Source organism: Loktanella sp. D2R18 (assembly GCF_003318235.1).
GTDB lineage: Bacteria > Pseudomonadota > Alphaproteobacteria > Rhodobacterales > Rhodobacteraceae > Yoonia.
In genome coordinates, this window is the sequence record NZ_QOCG01000009.1 from 248,341 (window position 1) to 272,533 (window position 24,193).

At 54.8% G+C, this 24,193-nt stretch carries 28 protein-coding genes; 20 read left to right on the forward strand and 8 right to left on the reverse strand.

All coding sequences use genetic code 11. The features are described 5' to 3' along the window. Positions 1-87 precede the first annotated feature (87 nt). Positions 88-1,017: a phosphoadenosine phosphosulfate reductase gene (locus DS901_RS06300; protein ID WP_113776074.1), complete on the forward strand. Its 930-nt coding sequence runs from the start codon at positions 88-90 to the stop codon at positions 1,015-1,017. On the opposite strand, the gene DS901_RS18880 is transcribed toward DS901_RS06300, so the two are convergent. Together DS901_RS18880 and DS901_RS06310 are read right to left on the reverse strand one after the other, a co-directional pair. Further along, positions 1,014-1,235, reverse strand: coding sequence for a DUF1127 domain-containing protein (locus tag DS901_RS18880; protein WP_113776075.1), 222 nt, complete (start codon positions 1,233-1,235; stop codon positions 1,014-1,016). The two genes, DS901_RS06300 and DS901_RS18880, sit on opposite strands and share 4 nt — an antisense overlap. Before the next feature lie 106 nt (positions 1,236-1,341). Beyond that, positions 1,342-1,626, reverse strand: coding sequence for a hypothetical protein (locus DS901_RS06310; protein WP_113776076.1), 285 nt, complete (start codon positions 1,624-1,626; stop codon positions 1,342-1,344). A 118-nt stretch (positions 1,627-1,744) separates the two neighbouring features. Between DS901_RS06310 and pyrC the strand changes: the two genes are divergently transcribed. The 16 genes from pyrC (at position 1,745) to DS901_RS06395 (ending at position 16,868) form a co-directional block, all read left to right on the forward strand. Next, positions 1,745-2,797 (forward strand): dihydroorotase, encoded by a 1,053-nt coding sequence (gene pyrC / locus DS901_RS06315; protein ID WP_113776077.1) that lies wholly within the window; start codon positions 1,745-1,747, stop codon positions 2,795-2,797. Between the two features lie 52 nt (positions 2,798-2,849). After that, positions 2,850-3,518, forward strand: coding sequence for an orotate phosphoribosyltransferase (locus DS901_RS06320; protein WP_113776078.1), 669 nt, complete (start codon positions 2,850-2,852; stop codon positions 3,516-3,518). Positions 3,519-3,708: 190 nt separating this feature from the next. After that, positions 3,709-5,196, forward strand: a complete 1,488-nt coding sequence (locus DS901_RS06325; protein WP_113776079.1) for a replicative DNA helicase — start codon at positions 3,709-3,711, stop codon at positions 5,194-5,196. Between the two features lie 91 nt (positions 5,197-5,287). Then, a complete protein-coding gene (locus tag DS901_RS06330; protein ID WP_113776080.1) occupies positions 5,288-5,686 on the forward strand; it encodes a hypothetical protein in 399 nt (132 codons plus the stop codon). A gap of 177 nt (positions 5,687-5,863) precedes the next feature. Further along, positions 5,864-6,901 (forward strand): alanine racemase, encoded by a 1,038-nt coding sequence (gene alr / locus DS901_RS06335; RefSeq protein ID WP_113776081.1) that lies wholly within the window; start codon positions 5,864-5,866, stop codon positions 6,899-6,901. Further along, entirely contained in the window at positions 6,902-7,342 is a 441-nt protein-coding gene (locus DS901_RS06340) for a paraquat-inducible protein A (protein ID WP_113776082.1), read from the forward strand. It abuts the gene before it with no gap. A 76-nt stretch (positions 7,343-7,418) separates the two neighbouring features. Then, positions 7,419-8,099, forward strand: a complete 681-nt coding sequence (aqpZ, locus tag DS901_RS06345; protein ID WP_113776083.1) for an aquaporin Z — start codon at positions 7,419-7,421, stop codon at positions 8,097-8,099. Between the two features lie 78 nt (positions 8,100-8,177). Further along, a complete protein-coding gene (gene radA / locus DS901_RS06350; RefSeq protein ID WP_113776152.1) occupies positions 8,178-9,542 on the forward strand; it encodes a DNA repair protein RadA in 1,365 nt (454 codons plus the stop codon). 21 nt (positions 9,543-9,563) lie between these two features. Beyond that, a complete protein-coding gene (locus tag DS901_RS06355; RefSeq protein WP_113776084.1) occupies positions 9,564-10,127 on the forward strand; it encodes a CvpA family protein in 564 nt (187 codons plus the stop codon). Positions 10,128-10,332: 205 nt separating this feature from the next. Further along, complete coding sequence (gene purF / locus DS901_RS06360) at positions 10,333-11,796, forward strand: amidophosphoribosyltransferase (protein ID WP_113776085.1); 1,464 nt, start codon at positions 10,333-10,335, stop codon at positions 11,794-11,796. Positions 11,797-11,799: 3 nt separating this feature from the next. Then, a complete protein-coding gene (gene arsC / locus DS901_RS06365; protein WP_113776086.1) occupies positions 11,800-12,204 on the forward strand; it encodes an arsenate reductase (glutaredoxin) in 405 nt (134 codons plus the stop codon). A gap of 105 nt (positions 12,205-12,309) precedes the next feature. Further along, entirely contained in the window at positions 12,310-12,570 is a 261-nt protein-coding gene (locus DS901_RS06370; protein ID WP_147249865.1) for a pilus assembly protein PilP, read from the forward strand. A 38-nt stretch (positions 12,571-12,608) separates the two neighbouring features. Then, on the forward strand, positions 12,609-13,250 hold the full coding sequence (locus DS901_RS06375; protein WP_113776088.1) for an SDR family NAD(P)-dependent oxidoreductase: 642 nt from the start codon (positions 12,609-12,611) through the stop codon (positions 13,248-13,250). Positions 13,251-14,222: 972 nt separating this feature from the next. Then, entirely contained in the window at positions 14,223-15,008 is a 786-nt protein-coding gene (surE, locus tag DS901_RS06385; protein WP_113776090.1) for a 5'/3'-nucleotidase SurE, read from the forward strand. Beyond that, on the forward strand, positions 15,005-15,646 hold the full coding sequence (locus tag DS901_RS06390) for a protein-L-isoaspartate(D-aspartate) O-methyltransferase (RefSeq protein WP_113776091.1): 642 nt from the start codon (positions 15,005-15,007) through the stop codon (positions 15,644-15,646). The genes surE and DS901_RS06390 overlap by 4 nt, the downstream gene beginning before the upstream one ends. A 61-nt stretch (positions 15,647-15,707) precedes the next feature. Then, positions 15,708-16,868 carry a M23 family metallopeptidase gene (locus DS901_RS06395; RefSeq protein ID WP_113776092.1) on the forward strand — a complete coding sequence of 387 codons (1,161 nt, stop codon included), beginning with the start codon at positions 15,708-15,710 and terminating at the stop codon, positions 16,866-16,868. Positions 16,869-16,904: 36 nt separating this feature from the next. On the opposite strand, the gene DS901_RS06400 is transcribed toward DS901_RS06395, so the two are convergent. Genes DS901_RS06400 through DS901_RS06415 form a run of 4 tightly spaced genes read right to left on the reverse strand, consistent with a single transcriptional unit; the run spans position 16,905 to position 19,273 of the window. Next, positions 16,905-17,702: an ATP-binding protein gene (locus tag DS901_RS06400; protein WP_404932343.1), complete on the reverse strand. Its 798-nt coding sequence runs from the start codon at positions 17,700-17,702 to the stop codon at positions 16,905-16,907. Positions 17,703-17,739: 37 nt separating this feature from the next. Next, positions 17,740-18,615, reverse strand: a complete 876-nt coding sequence (gene tatC / locus DS901_RS06405) for a twin-arginine translocase subunit TatC (RefSeq protein ID WP_113776094.1) — start codon at positions 18,613-18,615, stop codon at positions 17,740-17,742. Next, on the reverse strand, positions 18,612-19,037 hold the full coding sequence (gene tatB, locus DS901_RS06410) for a Sec-independent protein translocase protein TatB (protein WP_113776095.1): 426 nt from the start codon (positions 19,035-19,037) through the stop codon (positions 18,612-18,614). Before tatB ends, tatC begins: the two co-directional genes overlap by 4 nt. 23 nt (positions 19,038-19,060) lie before the next feature. Further along, positions 19,061-19,273: a twin-arginine translocase TatA/TatE family subunit gene (locus DS901_RS06415; RefSeq protein WP_113776096.1), complete on the reverse strand. Its 213-nt coding sequence runs from the start codon at positions 19,271-19,273 to the stop codon at positions 19,061-19,063. A 260-nt stretch (positions 19,274-19,533) separates the two neighbouring features. On the opposite strand from DS901_RS06415, the gene DS901_RS06420 reads away from it, so the two are divergent. The 3 genes from DS901_RS06420 to DS901_RS06430 are packed head-to-tail and all read left to right on the forward strand — an operon-like array spanning position 19,534 to position 22,352. Continuing rightward, the gene (locus DS901_RS06420; protein WP_113776097.1) at positions 19,534-20,592 is read left to right on the forward strand and encodes a hypothetical protein; all 1,059 of its coding nucleotides are present in this window, start codon (positions 19,534-19,536) and stop codon (positions 20,590-20,592) included. A gap of 4 nt (positions 20,593-20,596) precedes the next feature. After that, positions 20,597-21,268, forward strand: a complete 672-nt coding sequence (locus tag DS901_RS06425) for a helix-turn-helix transcriptional regulator (protein ID WP_113776098.1) — start codon at positions 20,597-20,599, stop codon at positions 21,266-21,268. Between the two features lie 55 nt (positions 21,269-21,323). Next, positions 21,324-22,352, forward strand: coding sequence for a hypothetical protein (locus DS901_RS06430; protein WP_147249867.1), 1,029 nt, complete (start codon positions 21,324-21,326; stop codon positions 22,350-22,352). A 2-nt stretch (positions 22,353-22,354) separates the two neighbouring features. Here the strand turns inward: DS901_RS06430 and DS901_RS06435 are convergent, their stop codons facing one another. Beyond that, on the reverse strand, positions 22,355-23,173 hold the full coding sequence (locus tag DS901_RS06435; protein ID WP_113776100.1) for a sulfite exporter TauE/SafE family protein: 819 nt from the start codon (positions 23,171-23,173) through the stop codon (positions 22,355-22,357). A gap of 2 nt (positions 23,174-23,175) precedes the next feature. Further along, positions 23,176-24,183, reverse strand: coding sequence for a tRNA dihydrouridine(20/20a) synthase DusA (dusA, locus tag DS901_RS06440; RefSeq protein WP_113776101.1), 1,008 nt, complete (start codon positions 24,181-24,183; stop codon positions 23,176-23,178). Positions 24,184-24,193: the final 10 nt, after the last annotated feature.

Consider the following 24,193-nt stretch of genomic DNA (forward strand, 5'->3'; position numbering starts at 1 on the left):
ATTGCGGGGCTAGTTTTATGCGGTACCGCCCGGTTTTCACCCGCGCAAGTTTACGATGCATGCCCGTCTTGGGCAGAAGGACACAATATGGACGACAAGCAACTCACGTTTGAAACGCACCTCACAAATACGAGCCAAAACGCTTGGCTAGGCCAAATCGATGATATCTGTGAAGATTTTGGCTTTTTTGAACAGCTTGGCGCGCGACATTGCGCAGGTTTCCTAGAAGCTGGAAATAACTTACTTGTCACATTTGAAAATGTCCCAGATGTCCGTGCCAATAATGCCATGTCAGAACCACGCGGGTTTTCTTATGCGCGCCACGACGGATGGTCGCATTTGGCGATTCTCGCATATGAAGAAAGCTGGTTTCGTGACGAATACGTCTACGATTTTTTTGACCGTCTGACCGATGACGCGTTTTTTGACGATTTCGAAAACATCGTCTTTTACGGCGCTAACGGTGGCGCATACGCGGCGGCCGCATTTTCTGTTGCTGCCCCTGGGGCGACAGTCGTCGCGCTCCGCCCGCAAGCCACACTTGACGCGGCAAGCGCCGGCTGGGACACAAGATATCGAAAACATCGGCGGATGGATTTTACTGGGCGCTACGGGTACGCCCCGGATATGATCGATGCCGCACGCGATGTCTTTGTTGCGTTTGACCCGTACCTGCGGCTTGACGCTAGCCATGCGGCGCTGTTTCGCAAACCCCATGTGACCCTGATCCGCTGCCCCTTAATGGGCGCCAACCTTGACCATACGTTTGACCGTTTTGTCATCGGTGACGTCATACTGAAACTGGCCATGTCTGGCGGGTTGGACAAAAAGCGTTTTACGCAGCTTTTGCGGGCACGCCGGTATGACGACAAATACGCCATTAACCTTATCATAAAGTTGCTTCGACACGGTCACCCGCGCCTTGCTATCACGATCTGCGAATACAAGCGCCAGCGGAGCGCGACCCCCTACTTTACGAAAACGCTCGATGCGCTTTCACTTAAGAAGTCAGCTTAAAGACCGTAAACGTCGCGGAATACGTGGCGAATGATATCATCGCGTTTGATGCCCATTTCAGCAAGCTCAGCGTCGCTCAGTGCTTCGAGGCGGCGTACTTCTGGGCTGCGGTCTTGAGCGTCCATGATACGTGTCATCGCCGCGACAAAGCCTGCGCCGATCTTGGACAAGATGCCAGGTTGTGATTGGGCAGAAGCGGTATCAGTAAAAAAAGCCATGTGATGTTCCTATCGGATGCATATTTCTTATGCACCCAATATACGTCACATTTATTGACCTAAAACTGCTAATGCTGCATTGCCGCATTGCGCCTGCCGCATAGCGTCATTCGGCGGCGTTGCGTTCAGCGATTAGCTTTTTGATCGCAGCAACGATGCGCACACCAAAATACCCCAAACTACCACCGGCGACGATCCAAAACGCTGTGCCACTATATAATATCGCAGAGGCAATCCCTGCGGCCAGCATTGCGACCATAAACGCAACCAACCGCTTTTCAGTCTCCGCAATTGGAATATGCGCGGTGATTCCCTTGAGCAAAGGTGCAATCAATGGTTCGATGTGAGGTGTCGCAAACCCCAGTCCTGCAGCAATTAGAAAACCGAACATATGGTCTCTCCATTTCTTCCAAAAAAGTTAACGACTTATAGCAGCAACTACAGATCCGTCCACAAGGACAATCACTTCACCACTGGCCTTGATCCGCACAACGGTGTAACCCAGCACCATGCCTGATAAAGACCTTACATCCCTGACGATCCGCCGCCCCGATGATTGGCATCTGCACCTGCGCGATGGCAATATGCTGCGCGCCGTGCTGCCAGAAACCGCCCGCCATTTTGGCCGCGCGATCATTATGCCCAACCTTGTGCCGCCGGTTGTGACCGCCGCGCAGGCCAGCGCCTACCGTGACCGGATCATGGCCGCTCTGCCCAACGACATGGTGTTTGAGCCGCTAATGACGCTTTATCTGACGGAAACCACGGACCCTGCTGATGTGCGGGCAGCATTTGAAAACGGGATCGCGACGGCTGTGAAGCTCTACCCCGCTGGTGCCACCACAAATTCGGCCTCTGGTGTGCGCGACTTTGAAAAAGTGCGCCCTGTACTCGAGACAATGGCCGAGATTGGGATGCCGCTTTGCGTCCACGGTGAAGTCACTGATAGCGAAATTGATATTTTTGACCGCGAAGCCGTGTTCATTGATAAGGTGCTTAAGCCCCTGCGCAAAAAGGTCCCTGACCTAAAAGTCGTAATGGAACATGTCACGACCGAAGACGCGGTGGATTATGTCCGCGACAACCCCAAGAACCTTGCCGCGACGATCACGACCCACCACCTGATTATCAACCGCAACCATATGTTGGTTGGCGGGATCAAGCCGCATTACTACTGTTTGCCCGTCGCTAAACGCGAAGCGCACCGTGTCGCATTGGTGCAAGCCGCCGTCTCTGGCGACAAGCGGTTCTTTTTGGGCACCGATAGCGCGCCACACACGGACCCGAACAAACTGCAAGCCTGCGGCTGCGCGGGCGTATTTTCGGCGACCAACACCATGTCGTGCCTTGCCGAAGTTTTTGACGCCGCGGGCCAGTTGAAAAAACTCGAAGCCTTTGCCTCTCTGAACGGTCCTCGCTTTTATGGACGACCAGCCAGCGAAGAAACGATCACTTTGCACAAAGGCGATCCGGTGCAATACCCGACCCAAATTGATACAGATGACGGTCCTGTCACCGTGTTTGATCCCGGGTTTGACCTGCACTGGCATGTCGAAAGCTAAAACTACCGCCCCATTGGGGTATTTTGAGAACAAGAAACAATAGGTCTGCGCCATGATCCCGACTTCCTTCCCGACCAAAGAAGAAATCGCACGTTTATCAGCGGGTATGTTGATCGAGATTGGCGCGATTGATTTTAACGCGACTGAGCCGTTCACCCATGCATCCGGTAAACAGGCCCCTACTTATGTCGATTGCCGCAAGCTAATTTCGTACCCGCGTATCCGTTCCACATTGATGGATTTTCTATCTGTCACGATCATGCGCGAAGCCGGGTTCGAAGCGTTTGATAATGTCGCAGGTGGCGAAACGGCAGGCATTCCGTTTAGTGCCCTTGTCGCCGAACGGCTGGCCCTGCCGATGACATATGTGCGCAAAAAACCCAAAGGCTACGGGCGTAACGCCCGGATCGAGGGTGTCATGACCGAAGGCCAACGCGTCTTGTTGGTCGAAGATTTGACCACCGATGGCGGATCAAAATTGTCGTTTGTCGACGCAATTCGCGACACAGGCGCGACCTGTAACGCGACCGCCGTGATTTTCTATTACGGCATTTTCGACGGTGTTGAAAAAAACTTGGGTGATCACGGGGTGCAATTGATCAGCCTATGCACATGGTGGGATGTCTTGGCAGAAGCCAAAGTCCGTGGGGCATATGATACCGCGACCCTGGAAACTGTCGAAGCTTATCTGCGCGACCCAGCCGGTTGGAAACCTGCATAAAACTTATCCACAGCCTGTGGGTAAGTCATGCTATTTGTAGCGGCAGCTCAGAATACTGCCCCTACATTTTGCAGATTCTATGTACCACCCCCTGCCCGCGCCAAGTTATCCCAATCGTTCCACAGAATCTGCGCTATGTACAAACGCACACCCCTGTTAGAAGCCCATGATGAATTGCTGAAAGTCGACAATGAACGAGATTACAACATTCAATGCGACTGGCGTGGAAGAAACCACACAAGAGCTAATGCCCCACTCAACCGAGGCTGAACAACAGCTTTTGGGTGCGATCCTGACCAATAACGACATTTTTGACCGGGTTGCATCGGTTGTTGGGCCACAGCACTTCTACGACCCGGTACACGCGCGTATCTTTGAAACTGCTGCCGCACGGATTGCAAAGAACGCATTGGCGAGCCCCGTGACGCTTAAGGCATTTCTAGAGGGTGATGAGGGGCTAAAGGAACTCGGGGGGCCTGCCTATCTGGCGCGCCTTGCGGGCGCCGCGATTTCTGCCTTTGCGGCACGTGACTATGCCCAGATGATCTATGATTTCTCTGTGCGCCGCGAATTGATCAAAGTGGGCCGCGATATTTCGGACAAGGCCACCCGTGTCTCGGTCGATTCAGAACCCAAAGAACAAATCGTCGAAGCCGAACAAGCGCTATATAATTTGGCCGAACAAGGCAGCTCTGACAGCGGCTTCCAGTCGTTCCTACGCGCAGTCACCGAGGCCGTGAATGTTGCCAATACCGCCTACCAACGCGAAGGCGGATTGGCCGGGATTTCAACCGGACTGATTGATTTGGACGGAAAGTTAGGGGGCTTGCACAAATCTGACCTTCTGATCCTTGCGGGGCGTCCATCAATGGGGAAAACATCGCTGGCCACCAATATCGCCTATAACGTCGCCAAAGCTTACCAAAAGGGCAAACTGTCCGATGGGTCCGAAGGTGCAGTAGATGGCGGCGTTGTCGGATTCTTTTCACTGGAGATGAGCGCCGAGCAACTTGCGGGCCGTATTCTGGCCGAAGCGTCGGAGATTTCGTCGCATAAAATCCGCCAAGGTGACATGACCGAAGGCGAATTCCGCCGCTTTGTGGACGCGGCCAAGAACCTTGAATCCTGTCCGCTGTTTATTGACGACACCGCCGCGATTCCAATTTCACAGCTCTCTGCGCGTGCTAGGCGTTTGAAACGGACGCATGGGCTTGATTTGTTGATCGTTGACTATTTGCAGCTTGTACGTGGGACCTCTGAAAACCGGGTGCAGGAGATCGGTGAAATCTCAATGGGCCTGAAAGCCATCGCCAAGGAATTAAACATCCCTGTGATCGCCCTGTCACAGCTATCGCGTCAGGTCGAAAACCGCGAAGATAAGCGCCCGCAGTTATCGGATTTGCGTGAATCTGGATCGATCGAGCAAGATGCCGATGTGGTTATGTTCGTTTACCGTGGCGAATATTACGTTGAGCGTGAAAAGCCTGATGATTCCAACATGGAAGCCATCGCCGCTTGGCAAGAAAAAATGTCGAGCCTGCACGCCAAAGCCGAAGTCATCGTCGGCAAACAACGTCACGGCCCGATTGGCACGATTGAACTGTCGTTCACCGCCGAATTCACCCGCTTTGGCGATCTGGTGAAACCATGGCAAAGCGGCGCGATTGAGGAATATTGAGCGAATAAGTAGTTGCCCAAGAATGGTGAGACCAATACCCTTTGAGCGAGAAGATAGATTTTACACAACCTGACGTGTTGCATGGGCACATATGAAAAATACTGTTGAAACACGCCTCTCTTTGGCAACGCGGGTAGAACGACACCGCAAACAGACTAAATACCGGCTTGTAGCAGCTGTCGTGCTGGGAGGCTTGATTGGGTATCATTCCAGCCCATTCTTCGAAAATCTGTTGATCTCGGACCCGGATCACCCCGGCTTTCCTTTGAATTCATGGGAAGGGATGCGTGAAATGGTCATTGCGATCTTGACCGTTCACGGCATTTTCATATGGCCTGTTGTATTACTTGTCATCGACAATTTCATCGTTCGCCGCAGCGGTGCCAAGCTTGCGGCGGAAGTTGCACTCGCGGACACTCAAGCACAACTTGAACGTGCTGCAGAAACCCAACGCAGAATAGCCGAGGCGAAAGAACGTGGTTTGATATAGGCGCGGGAAAACCTACTGATTGGTTAACCCCCGATCCCACCCCGCACTGTCTTTAAAGAAGCAAGTTTCCGCCGAAATTCACCAGCGTAACCTGAAAAACACAAATCATCTCGGTTGTGGCCGACGGCGCGGTTGTTCCCTCTTGCCGGACCGTGCGCCCCCTGCCAAAAGGTCGTTATGAGTACTGGACGCCTGACAATAGATCTCGACGCCGTCGTCGCCAACTGGCGCGCACTTGACGGCATGACCAATTGCAAAACCGCTGCGGTGGTGAAAGCGGATGCTTACGGTATCGGGATCGAGAATGTCTCGAAGGCCCTGTTCAAAGCTGGCGCACGCAAGTTCTTTGTTGCTGTCGCCGAAGAGGCTGCACCCCTGCGCGAGGCACTTGGCCCCGGCCCCGAGATTTCTGTGTTCTCGGGGCATATGCGTGGTGACACCGATTTGATCCGCGAATTGAACCTGACGCCAATGCTCAATTCCGTTGAGCAGATGACCCAACATTTTGAAACGCTACCCGGCCATGCATTTGGGATTCAGCTTGATACCGGCATGAACCGGCTCGGGATGGAGCCGCAAGAATGGGGCGCATTGGCCGAATTGATTTTGTCACAAGGCCCTAAACTGGTGATGAGCCATCTGTCTTGCGCAGATGAGCCCGACCACCCGATGAATCCACATCAGCTAAGTGTTTTCAAACAGTTGACGGACGGTATTCAAGTGCCACGCTCATTGGCGGCCACGGGTGGCATTCTGCTAGGGCCTGAATATCACTTTGACCTGACCCGTCCGGGCATTGGTTTGTATGGCGGGATGCCATTTGAACAAGCAACCCCGGTCGTTGAACTGGAACTACCTGTCATACAAATCCGCGATGTGGCCGAAGGCGAGGTCGTTGGATACGGCAACAATTGGCAGGCCGAACGCCCAACGCGCGTGGCAACGGTGTCAGGCGGTTATGCGGATGGGATCATGCGCTATCTGTCGGATAAGGCGATCCTTTATCACAATGATACCCCCTGCCCGTTGATTGGCCGCGTGTCGATGGATTTGCTCACGATTGACGTAACAGATCTGACCGAAGACCCCGAGCGCCTGACATTGATCGGCCCGCAACAAACACTGGATACGCTTGCGACGAAAGCAGGTACAATCGGCTATGAAATCCTGACCCAGCTTGGTGCGCGCTATAACCGCCGGACCTATGGTAAATAGATGTTAAAGTGGTTGCGGATCGCAAATCTTGCGCTGCTGGTGCTTTTCCCAATCGCGTGGTTTGCGCCCTTAATGCGGGCCGGGTTATTGCCGTTGTTTGGGCTCAGCGAAATAAGCGTGATCACGGGCATGCAATCGCTGTGGGAAAGTGACGTGGCGCTTGCCTTGCTCGTGACCTTCTTTGCGCTTTTCGCGCCCTATCTCAAAACCATTGGGCTGGCGCTAATCCATTTTAACCTGATGCGCCGCAAGGTGTTGCCGGTGTTGTCTTGGTTGGGAAAACTGGCGATGGCCGATGTGTTTTTGGTCGCGCTCTATGTCGTCGTGGTCAAAGGTGTCGGCATCGGCAAGGTTGAGACCGCATGGGGGCTATATCTGTTTACCGCCTGCATCTTAGCGTCAATTGTGATTTCCGCGCTAACCGCAAAACACAACACCTAGCCAAACCAAAACAAAATCCCCCTATATACACCAACACGTGTTAGACCCTTAGCCACAACAACCAAAGGGATGGAAAATGAAGAAATTAGTCGCTGAATTTATTGGGACATTTACGCTGGTCTTATTTGGCTGCGGGGCCGCCGTGATCGCAGGGGCGGATATCGGGCTGACAGGGATCAGTTTTGCTTTTGGGCTCGCGCTTATTGGGATGGCCTATGGGATTGGGCCCGTATCGGGCTGCCACATTAACCCAGCCGTTTCACTGGGTGCCGTTGCCGCAGGCCGCATGACCATTGCCGAAGCCATCCGTTATATCGCCGCGCAGTTTGCGGGCGGCATCGTCGCAGCGGCTGTCTTGTTGATGATTGCCTCGGGCAAGGTGGATTACACCGTTGCTGAAAACGGGTTAGGCCAAAACGGTTGGGGCGCGGGTTATCTTGGTGAATATAACATGACCTCAGCCTTCGTGTTCGAAGTGGTTGCAACGTTCCTGTTTATGGTCGTAATCTTGGGCGCAACCGGCAAAAGCGCACCAGCCAGTATGGCCGGGTTAGCGATTGGTCTTGCGCTTGTGGTGATCCATTTGGTCGGCATCAATGTCACCGGCGTTTCGGTGAACCCTGCCCGGTCGTTTGGGCCTGCCTTGTTTGCGGGCGCCCACGCGCTTTCGCAGGTTTGGCTATTTATCATCGCCCCCGTCATTGGCGCGGTGGCTGCGGGGCTTTTGTTCAAATCCGGCATGCTTGACGCCGATTAAGCACAATGCTTGGCCACCTATTGCGTGGCCAAGCAAACATCCATTGCCGTGCGCTGCGAAATGGGTCAAAAGGTGAACATGGCAAAAGAACTTAATTTCACCTGTTCCGCATGCGGCACGTCCTTTGGCAAATGGTCAGGACAATGTGATGCCTGCAAAGAATGGAACACAATCACCCAAAGCACGGCATTGGCCAGCGGCCCTAAGGGGAAATCGCTGGGCGCCATGCGCGGCAAGACGATTCCACTGACCGATCTTGATACCCAAGAAAAAGAACCGCCACGCACATATTCTGGGGTCGGCGAACTCGACCGCGTTTTGGGCGGTGGATTGGTCAAAGCATCCGCATTGTTGGTTGGCGGCGATCCCGGCATCGGTAAATCTACATTGTTACTGCAAGCCGCCGCACGCTTTGCCCGCAACGGGCTAAAGGTGATCTATATCTCAGGCGAAGAATCAAACGCGCAGGTCCAAATGCGGGCGCGCCGTCTGGGGCTGGAAAAAAGTCCCGTGATGCTTGCCTCTGAAACCAACCTGCGCGATATTTTGACGACGCTTGAGGCAGAGAAACCTGATCTGGCGATTATCGATTCGATCCAGACGATGTGGGCCGACAATGTCGACAGTGCGCCGGGATCGGTGTCACAGGTCAGATCGTCTGCACATGAACTGACGTCATTTGCCAAACGCAATGGCATGGCTGTGGTCATGGTCGGCCACGTGACCAAAGACGGCAGCATCGCGGGTCCGCGGGTTGTCGAACATATGGTCGATACAGTGCTTTATTTCCAAGGCGAACGCGGCCACCAGTATCGTATTTTGCGCGCTGTCAAAAACCGGTTTGGCCCCGCTGACGAAATTGGGGTGTTCGAAATGACGGGCAAAGGATTGGTCGAGGTCAAGAACCCATCGGCGCTGTTTTTGTCCGAACGCGGCAAGCCTGCGCCCGGATCGGTTGTATTTTGTGGCATCGAAGGCTCCCGGCCCATGCTGTGCGAGATCCAAGCACTTGTGGCACCTTCGCCACACAGTCAACCGCGCCGATCGGTGGTCGGTTGGGACAGTGGGCGCCTTGCAATGATCCTTGCTGTACTTGAATCGCGCTGCGGTGTGCCCTTTACCGGATTGGACGTTTATCTCAATGTAGCAGGGGGTTTGCGCATATCAGAGCCCGCCGCAGACTTGGCGGTTGCTGCCGCACTTGTGTCTGCACGCGAAGACGCCGCCCTGCCCGCCGAAGCCGTCATATTCGGGGAAATCAGCTTATCGGGGGCACTACGTCCGGTGGTGCAAACGGAAAATAGATTGAAAGAAGCGCAAAAACTTGGTTTTACAACGGCAATAGTTCCGCAGCAGGCCAAACAGCCTGCCGTGGCCGGTTTGCAAATGCGTCATGCTGACGATTTGGCCGGATTTGTAGAAGACGTATTTGGCGCGAGATAGCGTTAAGGCAGGAGACGGACCATGGAAGGCTTCACACTTATTGACGCAGGCGTCGCCATTATCATCCTCTTATCAGGTGTATTGGCATACAGCCGTGGCCTGGTACGCGAGGCGATGGCGATCTTGGGTTGGGTCGGCGCGACGATTGTCGCATTTATTTTCGCAGATCAGGTTGAACCACTGGTGCAGCAAATCCCTGTGCTTGGCGATTTCATCGGCGATAGCTGTGAACTTGCAATCATTGCAGCCTTTGCTGCCGTCTTTGCGGTCGCACTTGTTGTTTTCGCGATTTTCACACCGCTGTTTTCAAGCGTCATTCAGCGCTCTGCGCTTGGCGGCGTTGATCAGGCGCTTGGGTTCTTCTTCGGTGTGCTGCGCGGTATTCTTTTGGTTGCCGTCGCGTTCTTTGTCTACGACACAGTTTTTGCCGCCCAAGAGATCGCCGTGATCGACGACAGCCGCGCATCGCAGGTGTTTGATCAGTTGACCGGAAAAATCGAAGAACAAAACCCCGAAGAAGCACTGGGCTGGATCAAAGAACAGTACCAGCAACTCGTTGGGTCATGTGGCGCGCCTGCTGAATAGCAGAATCCCCATCAAGCGAATTGGAAGCCACCGCAACCTGCGGTGGCTTTCTTCGTTCGAACGCCAGAATATGCACCTGTTTTGACGCATCGAACACTTTCCATGCAGACAAGTATGATCGTTTCGTGACACCGCCGCCTTGACCGACTAAGAGAGGGGCAATCAAACCTCACTTCGGATTCGGAGCTGCCCCTTGTCCAGCCAAATGCCCCCCGCCCATCCTTTTGACGATGATAAACTGCGGGAGGAATGTGGCGTCTTTGGCGTTGTCGGCGTGACCGACGCGTCCAATTTTGTCGCTCTCGGTCTGCACGCGCTACAGCACCGCGGTCAAGAAGCTGGCGGGATTGTCACTCATGACTTTGAAACCGGGTTTAGTCAGGCCCGCCGCATGGGTTTGGTGCGCGACAACTTTACATCCTCTGATATGATGGCCAGCCTACCCGGCCCCATCGGTATTGGGCATGTGCGCTATTCCACAGCGGGCCACAAAAGCCAGCAAACTGCGATCCGCGATGTGCAGCCGTTCTTTGGTGAATTTGCGATGGGCGGTGCGGCGATTGCGCATAACGGCAATATCACCAACGCGCTGGCCCTGCGCAAAGAACTGATTGAGCGCGGCTCGATCTTTCAATCCTCATCCGACAGTGAGTGTATCGTTCACCTGATGGCACGCTCTATGGGCCGTACGATTCCGGACCGCATGGAAGAGGCCCTGCGCAAAGTCGAAGGCGCGTTTTCCATTGTCGCCATGACCCGCACCAAACTGATCGGCTGTCGTGACCCGCTGGGCGTACGCCCGCTCGTTCTTGGCAAGGTTGGTGATGGCTGGGTGCTTTCGTCTGAGACTTGCGCGCTTGATATTATCGGCGCCGAACTGGTCCGCGAAATTGAGCCCGGTGAAATGGTTGTTATCACCAAAGACGGCGTGCAAAGCCATTTCCCGTTCCGCCCTGCGAAATCAAGGTTCTGTATCTTTGAACACGTCTACTTTAGCCGCCCTGATTCAACACTTGGTGGGCGTTCTGTCTATGAAACGCGCGAAAACATCGGGCGTGAATTGGCCAAAGAATCCCCCGTTGACGCCGATTTGGTCTGCCCGGTTCCCGATAGCGGTACCCCTGCAGCGATCGGCTATAGTCTGCAATCGGGCATTCCTTACGCGATGGGGATCATCCGCAACCAGTATATGGGCCGGACGTTTATTGAACCCTCCGAGAGCATCCGCAACATGGGTGTGCGCCTGAAACTGAACGTGAACCGCGCCCTGATCAAAGGGAAGCGCGTGATTTTGGTGGACGATAGCGTTGTACGTGGCACCACCAGCCGCAAAATCAAAGAGATGATCCTAGATGCCGGCGCCGCAGAGGTGCATTTCCGCATCGCGTCGCCGCCGACTGCCTGGCCTTGTTTTTACGGGGTCGACACCCCAGAGCGCGACAAGCTACTAGCCGCCAATATGAGTGCCGAAGAAATGCGTGTGCACCTTGCGGTTGACAGCCTGAAATTCATCTCACTTGATGGGCTTTACCGTGCGGTTGGCGAAGAAAACGGGCGCGACAGCGCATGCCCCGCCTATTGCGACGCGTGTTTTTCGGGCGAATACCCCGTACCACCCAGCGATATGATCACCAAAGGGTTCAAAGCAAATAAGATCGCTGCGGAATAGTCCATGGCGACGGTCATCTACCACAACGCCAATTGCAGTGCCTCGCGCAATGCATTGGCTGTAATCCGCGCCTCGGGCACTGAACCAATTTTAGTCAAGTATCTTGAAACCGGCTGGACACGCGCGCAGCTTCTGGGCCTATTTGCCGCAGCTGGCGTTACACCATCCGAGGCCATGCGCGCCAAACGCTCCCCTGCCGCCGACTTGGGTCTGCTTGATACTGGCGTGACAGACGATCACATTTTGGACGCGATGGTCGCACATCCGGTCCTGGTCGAACGGCCTTTCGTCTGTAGCCCTAAGGGCACAGCGCTTTGTCGCCCCCTCTCCAACCTGTTGCCGCTCTTGGAAAATCCACTGAGCGCGGCTGTGACAGACAGCGCGGGCAAGGTCATTTTGCAGCCTTAGCTGGCAGTCACCCCGCTCACAATGACGTTACGTACAAGGGGTTTCCTTGTCTCAGGCGTTCAGGCATAGCGCTGCGATCATCCCTATATGACGCGGTTTTCAAACATGACGACGGACACACCGACCAATGTCGCAGCCTCTGCGACGATGCCCGATATGCTGAGCCTCCAAAATCTTGCCGTGATCGGTGTGATGATGGGGCAAGATGCGCCAGCGGCGCTAATCCGGTCGCGGCGTGGGGATATTGCGCGCGTCACCACTGGCGAAACGGCCTTTGGCGTGACCATTTCCGCCATTGACGCGGCCCAAGTCGTGCTGACCGACCGTGCTGGTACGCAGCATGTGCTGATGGTTCCGGGTCGCTAGGACTTGACGTCGCGCACCAATCGCAGCAAACCGCTGCTATGACAAAAATTGCACTTATCACCGGCGCGTCACGCGGCCTTGGCGCAGCCCTAGCCAAGGCGTTGGCCCCGACCCATCACATCATCGCCGTCGGCAAAACTGTCGGCGGGCTTGAAGAGCTGGACGACGCCATTCAGGCTGCGGGCGGTCAGGCAACGCTCGCACCAATGGACATCACCGTTGATGAGGCAATGCAGCAATTGTGCCGTGGCATTTTTGACCGCTGGGGCAAGCTGGACCTATGGCTGCACACAGCCATTCACGCGGCGCCCTTGGCCCCTGCTGGCCATATCGGCCCTAAAGACTTGGCCAAATCAATGGCCATCAACATCGAAGCCACAGCACGGCTGATCGCCTATGCAGGCCCGCTCTTGGGAGTTACGGGCAAAGCCGTGTTTTTCGATGACCCCCGCGGCGGCGAACAATTCTTTGGCTCTTACGGCGCCACCAAAGCCGCGCAAATCGCGCTGGCCAAAAGCTGGCAAGCGGAATCAGTGAAAACCGGCCCACGCGTCGAAATCCTAACACCCAACCCGATGCCGACAGCAACACGCGCGCGGTTCTACCCCGGCGAAGACCGCACACCATTGGCAAAACCAGCGGACGAAGCGGCTCGGTTAGCCCCCTCTATTTTGGGTTAACCGCAACGCTATTGATTAAGTGACTGCATATATCTTATTGCGTGGGTGTGCCCTAGGAAGTTACAATCCTACGAATATCAAATATTGTGGATTGGAGGAGTGCGAATATTTGCCTTGTCAGCTTTGTTAGTAGCATCTTCGCATTCTATCGTATTTGCTCAACAAGATAGAACGACGTTACCGCCGCAAGCGTCGCTTGGTATGCCAGCTGTGTGGGAATGTGATGAGCTTTCTAACTGGTACGCAACGCCCAATCTTATAGAGAAGGGAGCGAATTATTATTCCGATGTCCTTGACAGGTGTACGGATACTCTTCGTCGACAAATAGCCATGAATGGCTATCAGGTTGACGTGGATACGACATCCTTGGATTTTCCTTTATTTTGGCCCCACTTATTCTACTTGCAAGCAGCCATAAATTCCGGCGCAAACCCTCATGGTTGGAGTCATACATCTTTCGAGATCGTCGTGCCCGAAAATTGTGAGGTACGACTTGGAATCGCCACTAGCCTTCCCGAACTCGTCCAAATTGAAAGTGTTCCATTTCCCGTAAGAGATGAATTTTATAGAATGTTGCATCCTTTAGCGGAGTATGAGGCCCTAAACTTGAAACTCCTTACGCTTTGGGCCGAAGACGTCGTCATTATGGGATGCCCAAGCGACTGGATGGAACTCACCCAGGGTTGGCCAAATCAGATAAAGTGGCTCATGGACAGCACAGAGGATGGAAGAATTTGGGGAGGGCAATTTGCCCAATAGTGTGCTTTCCTCAACGCATTGGTGGCAGTGCCTCCTATCAAATTCATACCCGCTAAGACGACCTACCTTTTTCGGGTTCAAATTGCATCGGATCCAACTTTTCTGAGTCCTTTCCGCCACAGCACATAAATCGCCGAGGCACATGTGTTGCAGCCGCTTGCCGCCCCATGATTGCTGGCCTAGGAACGTGTTAGCACTCGAAGGGACGGCAGCATGCGCATACTTATTACGAACGACGACGGGATCAACGCGCCGGGCTTGCAGGTATTGACCAAAATTGCCCATGAGATTGCTGGCGAGGACGGCGAAGTTTGGACCGTGGCCCCTGCGTTTGAACAATCGGGCGTCGGCCATTGCATCAGCTATACCCACCCCACGATGATCGCGCAGCTTGAAGAGCGCCGCTTTGCCGCCGAAGGGTCACCAGCCGATTGCGTAATTGCCGGGCTTTATGATGTGATGAAGGATCAGCGCCCTGATCTGGTGCTGTCAGGTGTGAACCGGGGGAATAACGCTGCTGAAAACACGCTCTATTCCGGGACCATTGGCGGCGCGATGGAGGCCGCTTTGCAAGGTATTCCTGCGATTGCACTCTCGCAATATTTCGGCCCCGAGAACGCGCAGCTTTCAGACCCGTTCGAAGCTGCGGCAACCCATGGCGCAACTGTCATCAAGACCCTACTTGATCCAAACCTATGGGATCAAGCCAACTACCGGCTGTTCTACAACGTGAACTTCCCGCCTGTCGCGGCTGCTGACGTCAAAGGCGTGCAAGCCGCCTCACAAGGGTTTCGCAAGGACACGAATTTCACTGCCGAGGCGCAGACCTCACCCACGGGCCGCAAATTCCTGTGGGTCCGCGGCGGGCCGCAGCATACGCCCACGGCGCCAGGCACAGACGCCGCAGTAAACCTTGATGGCTACATTTCGGTCACCCCAATGCGCGCGGACCTGACTGATTATGATATGGTTGCGGAACTTGAGGATATATTTTCGTGACGTTTGACGCGCCAACCAAGATGCAATTTGTCTATGCTTTGCGCAGCAAGGGCGTCACGGATGCGCGCGTTTTGACCGCGATGGAACAGGTGGATCGCGCCGCCTATGTCAAAGGGATTTTTGCTGACCGCGCGTATGAGGACATGCCGCTGCCAATTGCCAGCGGGCAGACAATCAGCCAACCTTCGGTCGTTGGATTGATGACGCAAGCGTTGAATATCGGGCCGCGCGATAAGGTGCTCGAGATCGGCACGGGGTCTGGCTATCAGGCGGCGATCTTGTCGAAACTGGCGCGCCGCGTCTACACGGTGGAACGGTTTCGCAGCCTTGTGCATGCTGCCCGCGCGACATTTGACGAACAAGGCATCAGCAATATCACCAGCCTGACTGCCGACGGCAGCCACGGGTTGCCCGACCAAGCCCCGTTTGACCGTATCCTTTTGACTGCCGCCGCCGAAGACCCCCCCGGCCCGCTTTTGGCGCAATTGCGCGTTGGCGGCATCATGGTTTTGCCTGTTGGGCAGTCAGATGCCGTGCAAAGCCTGATCCGCGTCACTCGGCATGAAACCGGCTATGATTACGACGAATTACGGGCCGTGCGGTTTGTCCCCTTGCTTGAAGGGCTCGGACAAGAGTAAACATATATAAAAAGGGCACGACCCCGACAATAAGGGGCGGCTTGGCACAAGGAGCGGTATCATGGCCACTGGGCAACGCACAGTAAGACGAATTTTGATGACGGGTGTCGCGCTGGCAGCGCTGGCAGCATGCGAAGGGTTTGACGCAGATTTCCGGGATGTTGGTAACGGTTTTGATACGTCAGACTCTGTTACGAACCTACCGAACCGGCCACGCCCTGATGATCGCGGCGTGATTTCATATCCGACCTATCAGGTCGTTGTCGCCCGCCAAGACGATACGATCCGCGGGATCGCAATCCGGTTGGGGCTCGATGCGAATGAGTTGGCAGAATACAACGGGGTTGAGCCCGATGTGATCTTGCGCCGCGATGAAATCATCGCATTGCCCGGCCGCGTTGCCGAACCTTCAGCGGCGACTGGGGCCACACAATCCTTTGACGTCGCCGCCGTTGCGACCACAGCGCTTGACCGCGCCGAAGCTTCGGGTGGCGTAACCGCAACGCCGCTTGATCCGGCACCAACCGCGGCGCTAGCCCCAGCAACACCCGCAGGCGCGGAACCAATTCGCCACCAAGTGGTTCGCGGCGAAACCGCCTATTCAATCTCGCGGCTCTATAACGTGCCGGTCACGGCTATTGCGGAATGGAATGGGCTTGATAGCGCGTTCACCATTCGCCAAGGTCAATATTTACTGGTGCCCCAAGGCGGCACGCGCCCAGCTGAGACGGTCACCGCCCCCGGCGAAGGCACAGCCACGCCAATCCCACCAAGCGCAGAAACGCCGCTGCCTGACGTCACACCGACAGCCCCGATTGCCGCGCCGGAAACGCCGGACCTCGGAACACCGGCCCCGGCCCCTGCCGCATCAAGCGCGCGCATGGTCCAACCAGTGCCAGGCAACATCATTCGTGAATATGCTGCTGGTCGGAACGAAGGCATCGACATCGGCGCATCCGCAGGCACCGACGTCAAAGCCGCTGACGCTGGCAATGTCGCTGCGGTGACCGCTGATACCAGCGGCGGATCCGTGGTTGTGATTAAACACAGCGATGGCCTGCTGACGCTCTACACCCACCTCGACAGCTTGACCGTCGAAAAAGGCGATAACGTCAGCCGTGGCCAGACCATTGGTAAGGTCCGCGCAGGTGATCCTAGCTTCTTGCACTTCGAAGTACGTCGTGGGCTGCAAAGCGTCGATCCCGCTAACTACCTGCCGTAAGCGCGCAATAAAACGTAGGGTGGATCAAGATCCACCTTACGCCAAGCGTACACCGTGGCGCCCTGCAAGATCAGTGAAATACTGCCAAGCGACGCGGCCAGACCGGCTACCGCGTGTGGCTTGCCATTCAATGGCCTCTGCCCGTAGGGTTTCATCGTCAATGTCGACAGCATACGCATCGCAATAGCCCCGGATCATCGCCAGATAATCATCTTGATCACAAGGATGAAAACCAAGCCACAGACCAAAGCGGTCTGACAGCGATACTTTCTCTTCAACCGCTTCAGACGGTGAAATCGCTGAAGAGCGTTCGTTTTCAATCATATCACGTGGCATCAAATGGCGACGGTTAGAGGTCGCATAAAGCACGACATTCTCGGGCCGCCCTTCGATCCCGCCGTCCAAAACCGCCTTAAGCGATTTATAATGCGCATCATCATGGCCAAACGACAGATCGTCGCAAAACATGATAAAGCGCTCAGACGCGCCGCGTAGCATGTTCAGACAACGGCCTATGCTGGGCAGATCCTCTCGCTGAACCTCTACGACCTTAAGGTCCGGGTAATCGGCCTGCAATGCGCCGTGTACGGCCTTCACAAGGCTCGATTTCCCCATACCGCGCGCGCCCCAAAGGAGTGCGTTATTCGCAGGCATGCCAGCGGCAAACTGGGCAGTATTGGTCATCAGTGTGTCGCGCGAACGGTTCACACCAACCAGAAGTTCCACTGGCACGCGGTTGACCCTTGCCACAGGCACCAAGCGATCCGGATCGGGCTGCCAGACGAAGGCGGAGGCGACTGAAAAATCAGGGGCCTTGGCCGGTGGCGGGGACATCCGCTCTAGCGCCTCTGCAATCCGGCGTAGTGATTTCTTACTCACCTTTGGCGTCCTCATCTTCGTCGACTGGGCCTTCACCATGGATTTCATCGTCCCACAGACCATCGGCGCGCAGTTTTGCTTCGCGTTTACGTTCAACGCGCGCAACCAACTGGATGGATACTTCGTAAAGCCCGTAAACCACAACAAATAGGATCACTTGGCTGATAACATCTGGCGGCGTCGCTAGTGCGGCAACGATCAAAATGCCAACCATCGCGTATTTACGGGTGCCGCGCAGACCGCGTGCGGACACCAGGCCGGCCTTCCCCATAAGGGTCAACAGCACGGGCAGTTGGAAACACAGGCCAAAGGCCACGATGAATTTGATAGTCAGGTTCAGGTAAGCCTTTGCAGAGCCCTGGAACAAAATACCGGCAGCTTGCGTGGCGCTATCGGCGCCGGCTTCAAGCACGCCCGGCTGTTGAAAGCCAAGGAAAAACCCGAAGGCCAGCGGTGTAATCACATAGTAAGCAAAGGCTGCACCCAGAAAGAACATAAACGGTGAAGCGACCAAAAAGGGCAAGAATGCCCCCTGCTCGCTCTTGTACAGGCCGGGTGCCACGAAGCGCCACATCTGAAAGCTGATGACGGGGAATGACAACATCAACCCGCCCAGCAGCGAGATCGAAATCGCGACAAAGAAACCTTCTTCGAGCGCGATGAACTGCAGATCGCAGGCCTGTCCGCGTGACGCAAGCGCGTCGCAAAGCGGATAGGTCAAAAAGTTGAAAACCGGGTTCCAGATTGTGAAACAAATCACCATGCCCACGATAAACGCGAGCAGCGATTTGATCATCCGTGACCGCAGTTCGGTCAAATGTTCGATCAGCGGTGCGGCGCTATTTTCGATGTCGTCTGTCGCGCTCATTTGCTATCGCTTTCCGGGGTCTCAGTTGGCTTTGCCTCGGGTGCCGCTTCGGCCTCAGCTTCGCGGGCTTGACGTTCCGTTGCGGCCTTGCCCATTGCGTCGCTCATCTTTTCTTTAATGGCTTGGCGTTCGGGCGACAGCGCGGGCTTTTCTGGGGCCTGCGTCATGCCGGTGGCCTCTTTGATCTTATCCACACCGAATTTCTGTGGGTTGGCTGCGGCGCGCACGGTTTTTTGAATTTCACCGATGCCCGCCTCGTCGGCGGCGGACTCCATCGCACGTGAAAACTCACGCGCCATGCCACGGGCCTTGCCTGTGAATTGCCCCAAGGTGCGGAACATTCCCGGTAAGTCCTTTGGCCCGATCACAATCAGGGCCACGATGCCAACCAGCACCATTTCGCTCCAGCCTAAACCAAACATATAAGCGCTTCCTTACGGGTAAATTAGGCTTTGTCTTTTTCTTCTTCTGGGGTCACGTCACGCGCAGATTCGATGCTGTCTTCGATTTCTTGTTTGCCATCATCAACACCTTTTTTGAACGCCGTGATACCTTTGCCCACCTCGCCCATCAGGCTTGAAATTTTGCCGCGGCCAAACAGGACCAAAACAACGACAGCGATCAGTAGAAGGCCCGGAAGGCCGATATTGTTAAGCATGATAGTCTCCTCTTGCGCATCACGTGCAGGGTGCGCTTTGCATTCTGTTCTCTAGGCATAGGCCGCATTTTACGGCAGGGAAAGCGAAAACAACCAAATTCCTCCGCACAAACACCCTTTTTTGCAAGGGTTTTTCTATATTTGTGACACAAAACTGTCAGTTGTCAGAAAATTGGCATAACAGCGCATCAACGGTTCGACCTCACGCATGATTCGTCGTAAGCTCATGTCGCAAACCGTAGCAAACCAAGAAAACCCAAATGACGGCCAAACAGCTTATCCTCCATATCGGCAGCCCAAAAACAGGGACGACAAGCTTGCAAATGGCGCTGCGCGATTCACGCGCATACCTGCGGGACCAAGGAATCATGATGCCCAATGGGGCGCTAATCCAAGGGAATGCGATTAAGATCGGGTATGAGATCTTTGATTTTCAATCATTTAAATCCGAACGCCAAAGCTGGCTCATAGATGATGACCAAAAATCCATCTTAGACGCAAAAGCTGCATGGGATGATCTTGCGATGAAAGCGTTGCGCGATAGCCCCGACAAGGTGTTGATTAGTTCCGAGCACTTCATGCGACAGTTTTCGCGCGCGGCCTATGCCAATGCAAAACAGCGTCTTTGGGATATTGCTCAGGACGTAAAAATAGTCGCTTACTTGGGATCGCCCGCAGCGCGGTTTTTGTCATTTCATCAACAGCGGCTTAAGGTTGCTGGTGCGGACCTTACCCCACTGCCTCGCGATGTGATGTCGGCACAGATCAACGGTTTTGTCGAAAATGTATCACCACATGTTGCTTTGCGTGTCTTTGAGCGCAGTCAGCTGTTTCAAGGCGATATCGTTGCAGATTTTTGCCATCATCATCTTCCTAACATCGACGTCAGTAAATTGACACGCGGCCCTGGTGAACTGAACACAACGATGTCCGCCGAAGCAATGGCGATCCTAAAGGATTGTCATGCGGGAACACTGGACTTTAATTTTCCAATGGACGCTTTATGGGGAATGCTTGAACGCAATGATCGCATCGTTCCCAATCCCACAAAGCCAGCCTTACGCGAAGAGGCAAAGCAATCTGTCACCAATTGGTACGCCCCGGACCTGATCGCGTTACGCGATCAGCATGACATCGTATTTCCAGATGTCGCATATGAAAACTTGAATCCCGACGACTTAGACCGCGACATACTCAACTACCGGCGCGTAGAGGATATTTGCGCCGTGGATCAACGCCGAAAATCAAAACTGCTGCGTCGCCTATGGTTTCAGACATCTCTGCCCAAACCATTGCGCCGTTGGACCGCAAAATGGTGACGCTATGAAGCGCGCAGATCGATTAATGCAGATCGTGCAAATCTTACGCGATGGCACGCTCCACAAGGCGGCGGATATTTCGGCGGCGGTAGGCGTGTCACTGCGCACGATCTACCGCGATATGGAGACATTGGCTGCATCAGGTGTGCCGATTGAGGGCGAACGCGGTATCGGCTACCGCGTCACTGCGGCGATCACCCTGCCCCCGTTGAACTTGACAATGACCGAGGTTGAAGCCTTGCATTTGGGGCTCAGCGCCGTTGGCCAGTCCGACGACGCACAATTGTCAACCGCCGCACGGGCGCTTCTGGCCAAACTGGACGCTGTAATGCCCGAAGACCGGTCACGCGCGCCCACAGGTTACGGGTTCGCGATTTACCCGTTTGCAGATGCCGCGCGCGGGTTTCAGCACCTGCCCGCGATGCGCCAAGCGATCCGCGCGCGCCAGAAGCTATCGATCACAATTGACGATGTTATGCGCACGGTGCGCCCTTTGCAGCTCGATTATTGGGGGCGGCTCTGGACCTGCATTGTATGGTGTGAAAAGACAAAAGACTTCAGCGATTTGCGGGTTGATCAAATCAGTGAACTACGCATTTTGCCTAGCCTGTTTGTTGACGAGCATGGGAAATCTTTGGCCGATTTTACCGCCAAGCGTGTTATTGCTGGAAGTTAACAGGCCATTCCGCCAGACTACGAGTCGTTAGTGACCTCGTATTTTGGCGTTCCGAATGACTACAAATGAACTCATAATTCATATCGGGCATAGAAACACCGACTCAGTGGTGCTGCAAAACACGTTAACCGCCTCACGCAAAATTCTTGATGAATATGGGGTCTACTTTCCAAAATTTGCGACTGAAAACCGCGAAAGATTCGTGCTTGGGTACGAAACACAACTTGTCGATGAGGGCGGCAAAATAGACCCGCAAAGCGTACCACAGCGCGATCATTGGGACCGCATAACATCACGCAACAACCTCCTGCCGAGCACAACAACGATCGTCAGTAACCGCGCGTTTTTTAAGCAGCTTACCGCGCAAAGTGCCCCACATTTTGAAGCGGTGACAAACCATATCGCCAGCAGTAAAAAGGTTGTCGCCTATTTGCGACCACCAGACACCTATTTCTTGCTGCTCTTGCAGCTGCGACTTGCACAAAACCGCGATATCGTCGCCCCGTCGCGTACCCGCATTAAAGAACGCATCGCGCCGCTTGGCCAAGCTTGGAGCGGCGGCGTTTCACTGACACTTTTTTCTCCGAGCGTGCTAACCGAAGGCAATATTGTCGACGATTTTTTCGCGCATCACGTTCCGAACTTCGACAGGCAGCTTTTGACCCGCCCGCCGCAACCGCAGCGCCACCGGATCTCGGCCGAGGCCATCGCCCTGCTGATTGACCGCCAGCACGGGCGTCTTGACGAAAACGTCGATCCCGCCGTGATGGTCGAACAGATTGTCCGCGAAGACGCACGGCTGCCCGGCGCAACACCTGCGCGGCTTCGTGCCAATGCTGCACGTACAATACGCAACTGGGCAGCCCCAGACCTTGCTTGGCTCCGGCAGGAATATGGCATTCGGTTTCCCGAACAAGGCTATAAAGACATCGACGGCGATGATGTGGATCTGAGCGTCATTCATTTTACGGATGGCGGGCAAATCTGCGCCTTTGACGCCGACCGCAAGGACGCCCTGTATGAAAAAGCACTGGCGCGCGCGCGGTTGCCGCGATTGGCACGGCAATTGCTGACCCTTTGGTAGAACTACCAGCCCAAAGCTTTGCGCAGCATGTTCAGTGCAACAAGCGTCAGGAAAACCCCAAACGTGCGTTTTAGCGGTTTCGGATCGAGCCGATGTGCCAATGCAGCCCCCCAAGGGGCGGTGATCAAGGTCATCGCGATAATCAAAAAGAACGCGACAAGATTGACAGAGCCAATGGTGAACGGCGGCGCATTCTTTTGCCCCACCAACAAGAAACCTGCGACCGATGGCACCGCGATCAATATCCCAAAGCCAGCGGCTGTTGCGACGGCCCGGTGAATTTGCACACCAAAGAGAGACATGATCGGCACGCCAAATGAACCGCCGCCGATGCCCATCAGAACAGAGAGAAAGCCCAACGCAGGTGACATCACCACCCGTTTGGCACCTTTTGGCATTTGTTGACCCAACCGCCAATGCGACTGACCGAATGTCATATAGAGACCAACGATTATCGCAAGCACACCAAAGATAACTTGCAGCGCGCTTGACCTTAAGTTGGTCGCGACAGACACGCCGATCACCGCGCCAATAGCGATCCCCGGCGCCCAAGTCTTCAGGATATCCCAGTCAACTGCGCCCTTTTTATTGTGCGCGAGCACGGACCTCACCGAAGTTACGATGATCGTCGCCAAAGATGTTCCCAGGCACAACTGCATCAATTGCGCGCTTCCATATCCCATAGCGCCAAAAACATAATAGAACGCAGGCACCAAGACGATCCCGCCGCCCACGCCCAACAGCCCGGCTAAGACCCCAGCCACAGCACCAACGGCAAGCAAAAGCGCGCCCATGGTCACCAAAAGTGTCATTTCGTCCATATCTACGCTGCCTGTGTTGTCACATGCGCAAGCGCGTCTAACACGACTTGTGGCCCTGCCCCGCTTTCATGCACGTTTTCAGAAAGATGCCGCCGCCAACCACGCGCACCCGGGCGGCCTTGAAACAGCCCTAGCATATGCCGGGTTACTTGCCCCAATCGTCCACCGGCCGTCAAATGCGCCTCGATATAGGGTAGCATCAGATGTACGATCTCTGCGGCGGTGCGGGTCTTGCCCATGCCAAAAATGCGCTGGTCCGCGGTGAGCAAGATGTCACTAGGGGTGTGGTAGGCAGCACGCCCAATCATCACACCGTCCAAGCCTTGATCCAACAGTACCTGCGCCTCATCCAAGCTGCCAATGCCCCCGTTGATCGAGAGGTTTAACCCTGGAAACAACCCTTTCATCGCCAACACCAGATCATAATCCAGCGGCGGGACATCACGGTTCTCTTTCGGGCTCAGCCCCTGTAGCCAAGCCTTGCGGGCATGTACGATAAAATGATCCACACCTGCCGCCGATACGCGCGCAAGGAAATCCGGCAAAATCTCTATTGGATTTTGATCGTCGACACCAATTCGGCATTTGACGGTAACAGGCACATCAACCGCTTTGATCATCGCGGAAACACATGCAGCCACGAGCGCCGGATCCTCCATCAAGATCGCGCCAAAGCGGCCCGATTGCACACGGTCAGACGGACACCCACAATTGAGGTTAATCTCATCATAGCCGTAATCCGCTGCGATACGCGCGGCCTCTGCCAATTGCACTGGGTCAGAGCCCCCCAATTGCACGGCAATCGGATGCTCTGATGCGTCAAAGCCCAGCAAACGATCACGATCCCCATGGATCACGGCAGGCGCGGTCACCATTTCCGTGTAAAGCAACGCCCGCTGCGACATAAGACGGTGTAAATACCGACAATGGCGATCCGTCCAATCCATCATCGGTGCGACAGATAGGCGAGATGAACGATTAGCATTTGATTTTATTGCATTTTTTATCAATTCACCTAAC

Bases quoted from the DNA above. Each gene is read 5' to 3' on its own strand.
- DS901_RS06300 (WP_113776074.1), top strand. From the start codon at position 88: ATGGACGACAAGCAACTCACGTTTGAAACGCACCTCACAAATACGAGC.
- DS901_RS18880 (WP_113776075.1), bottom strand. From the start codon at position 1,235: ATGGCTTTTTTTACTGATACCGCTTCTGCCCAATCACAACCTGGCATC.
- DS901_RS06310 (WP_113776076.1), bottom strand. From the start codon at position 1,626: ATGTTCGGTTTTCTAATTGCTGCAGGACTGGGGTTTGCGACACCTCAC.
- pyrC (WP_113776077.1), top strand. From the start codon at position 1,745: ATGCCTGATAAAGACCTTACATCCCTGACGATCCGCCGCCCCGATGAT.
- DS901_RS06320 (WP_113776078.1), top strand. From the start codon at position 2,850: ATGATCCCGACTTCCTTCCCGACCAAAGAAGAAATCGCACGTTTATCA.
- DS901_RS06325 (WP_113776079.1), top strand. From the start codon at position 3,709: ATGAACGAGATTACAACATTCAATGCGACTGGCGTGGAAGAAACCACA.
- DS901_RS06330 (WP_113776080.1), top strand. From the start codon at position 5,288: ATGAAAAATACTGTTGAAACACGCCTCTCTTTGGCAACGCGGGTAGAA.
- alr (WP_113776081.1), top strand. From the start codon at position 5,864: ATGAGTACTGGACGCCTGACAATAGATCTCGACGCCGTCGTCGCCAAC.
- DS901_RS06340 (WP_113776082.1), top strand. From the start codon at position 6,902: ATGTTAAAGTGGTTGCGGATCGCAAATCTTGCGCTGCTGGTGCTTTTC.
- aqpZ (WP_113776083.1), top strand. From the start codon at position 7,419: ATGAAGAAATTAGTCGCTGAATTTATTGGGACATTTACGCTGGTCTTA.
- radA (WP_113776152.1), top strand. From the start codon at position 8,178: ATGGCAAAAGAACTTAATTTCACCTGTTCCGCATGCGGCACGTCCTTT.
- DS901_RS06355 (WP_113776084.1), top strand. From the start codon at position 9,564: ATGGAAGGCTTCACACTTATTGACGCAGGCGTCGCCATTATCATCCTC.
- purF (WP_113776085.1), top strand. From the start codon at position 10,333: ATGCCCCCCGCCCATCCTTTTGACGATGATAAACTGCGGGAGGAATGT.
- arsC (WP_113776086.1), top strand. From the start codon at position 11,800: ATGGCGACGGTCATCTACCACAACGCCAATTGCAGTGCCTCGCGCAAT.
- DS901_RS06370 (WP_147249865.1), top strand. From the start codon at position 12,310: ATGACGACGGACACACCGACCAATGTCGCAGCCTCTGCGACGATGCCC.
- DS901_RS06375 (WP_113776088.1), top strand. From the start codon at position 12,609: ATGACAAAAATTGCACTTATCACCGGCGCGTCACGCGGCCTTGGCGCA.
- surE (WP_113776090.1), top strand. From the start codon at position 14,223: ATGCGCATACTTATTACGAACGACGACGGGATCAACGCGCCGGGCTTG.
- DS901_RS06395 (WP_113776092.1), top strand. From the start codon at position 15,708: ATGGCCACTGGGCAACGCACAGTAAGACGAATTTTGATGACGGGTGTC.
- DS901_RS06400 (WP_404932343.1), bottom strand. From the start codon at position 17,702: ATGTCCCCGCCACCGGCCAAGGCCCCTGATTTTTCAGTCGCCTCCGCC.
- tatC (WP_113776094.1), bottom strand. From the start codon at position 18,615: ATGAGCGCGACAGACGACATCGAAAATAGCGCCGCACCGCTGATCGAA.
- tatB (WP_113776095.1), bottom strand. From the start codon at position 19,037: ATGTTTGGTTTAGGCTGGAGCGAAATGGTGCTGGTTGGCATCGTGGCC.
- DS901_RS06415 (WP_113776096.1), bottom strand. From the start codon at position 19,273: ATGCTTAACAATATCGGCCTTCCGGGCCTTCTACTGATCGCTGTCGTT.
- DS901_RS06420 (WP_113776097.1), top strand. From the start codon at position 19,534: ATGACGGCCAAACAGCTTATCCTCCATATCGGCAGCCCAAAAACAGGG.
- DS901_RS06425 (WP_113776098.1), top strand. From the start codon at position 20,597: ATGAAGCGCGCAGATCGATTAATGCAGATCGTGCAAATCTTACGCGAT.
- DS901_RS06430 (WP_147249867.1), top strand. From the start codon at position 21,324: ATGACTACAAATGAACTCATAATTCATATCGGGCATAGAAACACCGAC.
- DS901_RS06435 (WP_113776100.1), bottom strand. From the start codon at position 23,173: ATGGACGAAATGACACTTTTGGTGACCATGGGCGCGCTTTTGCTTGCC.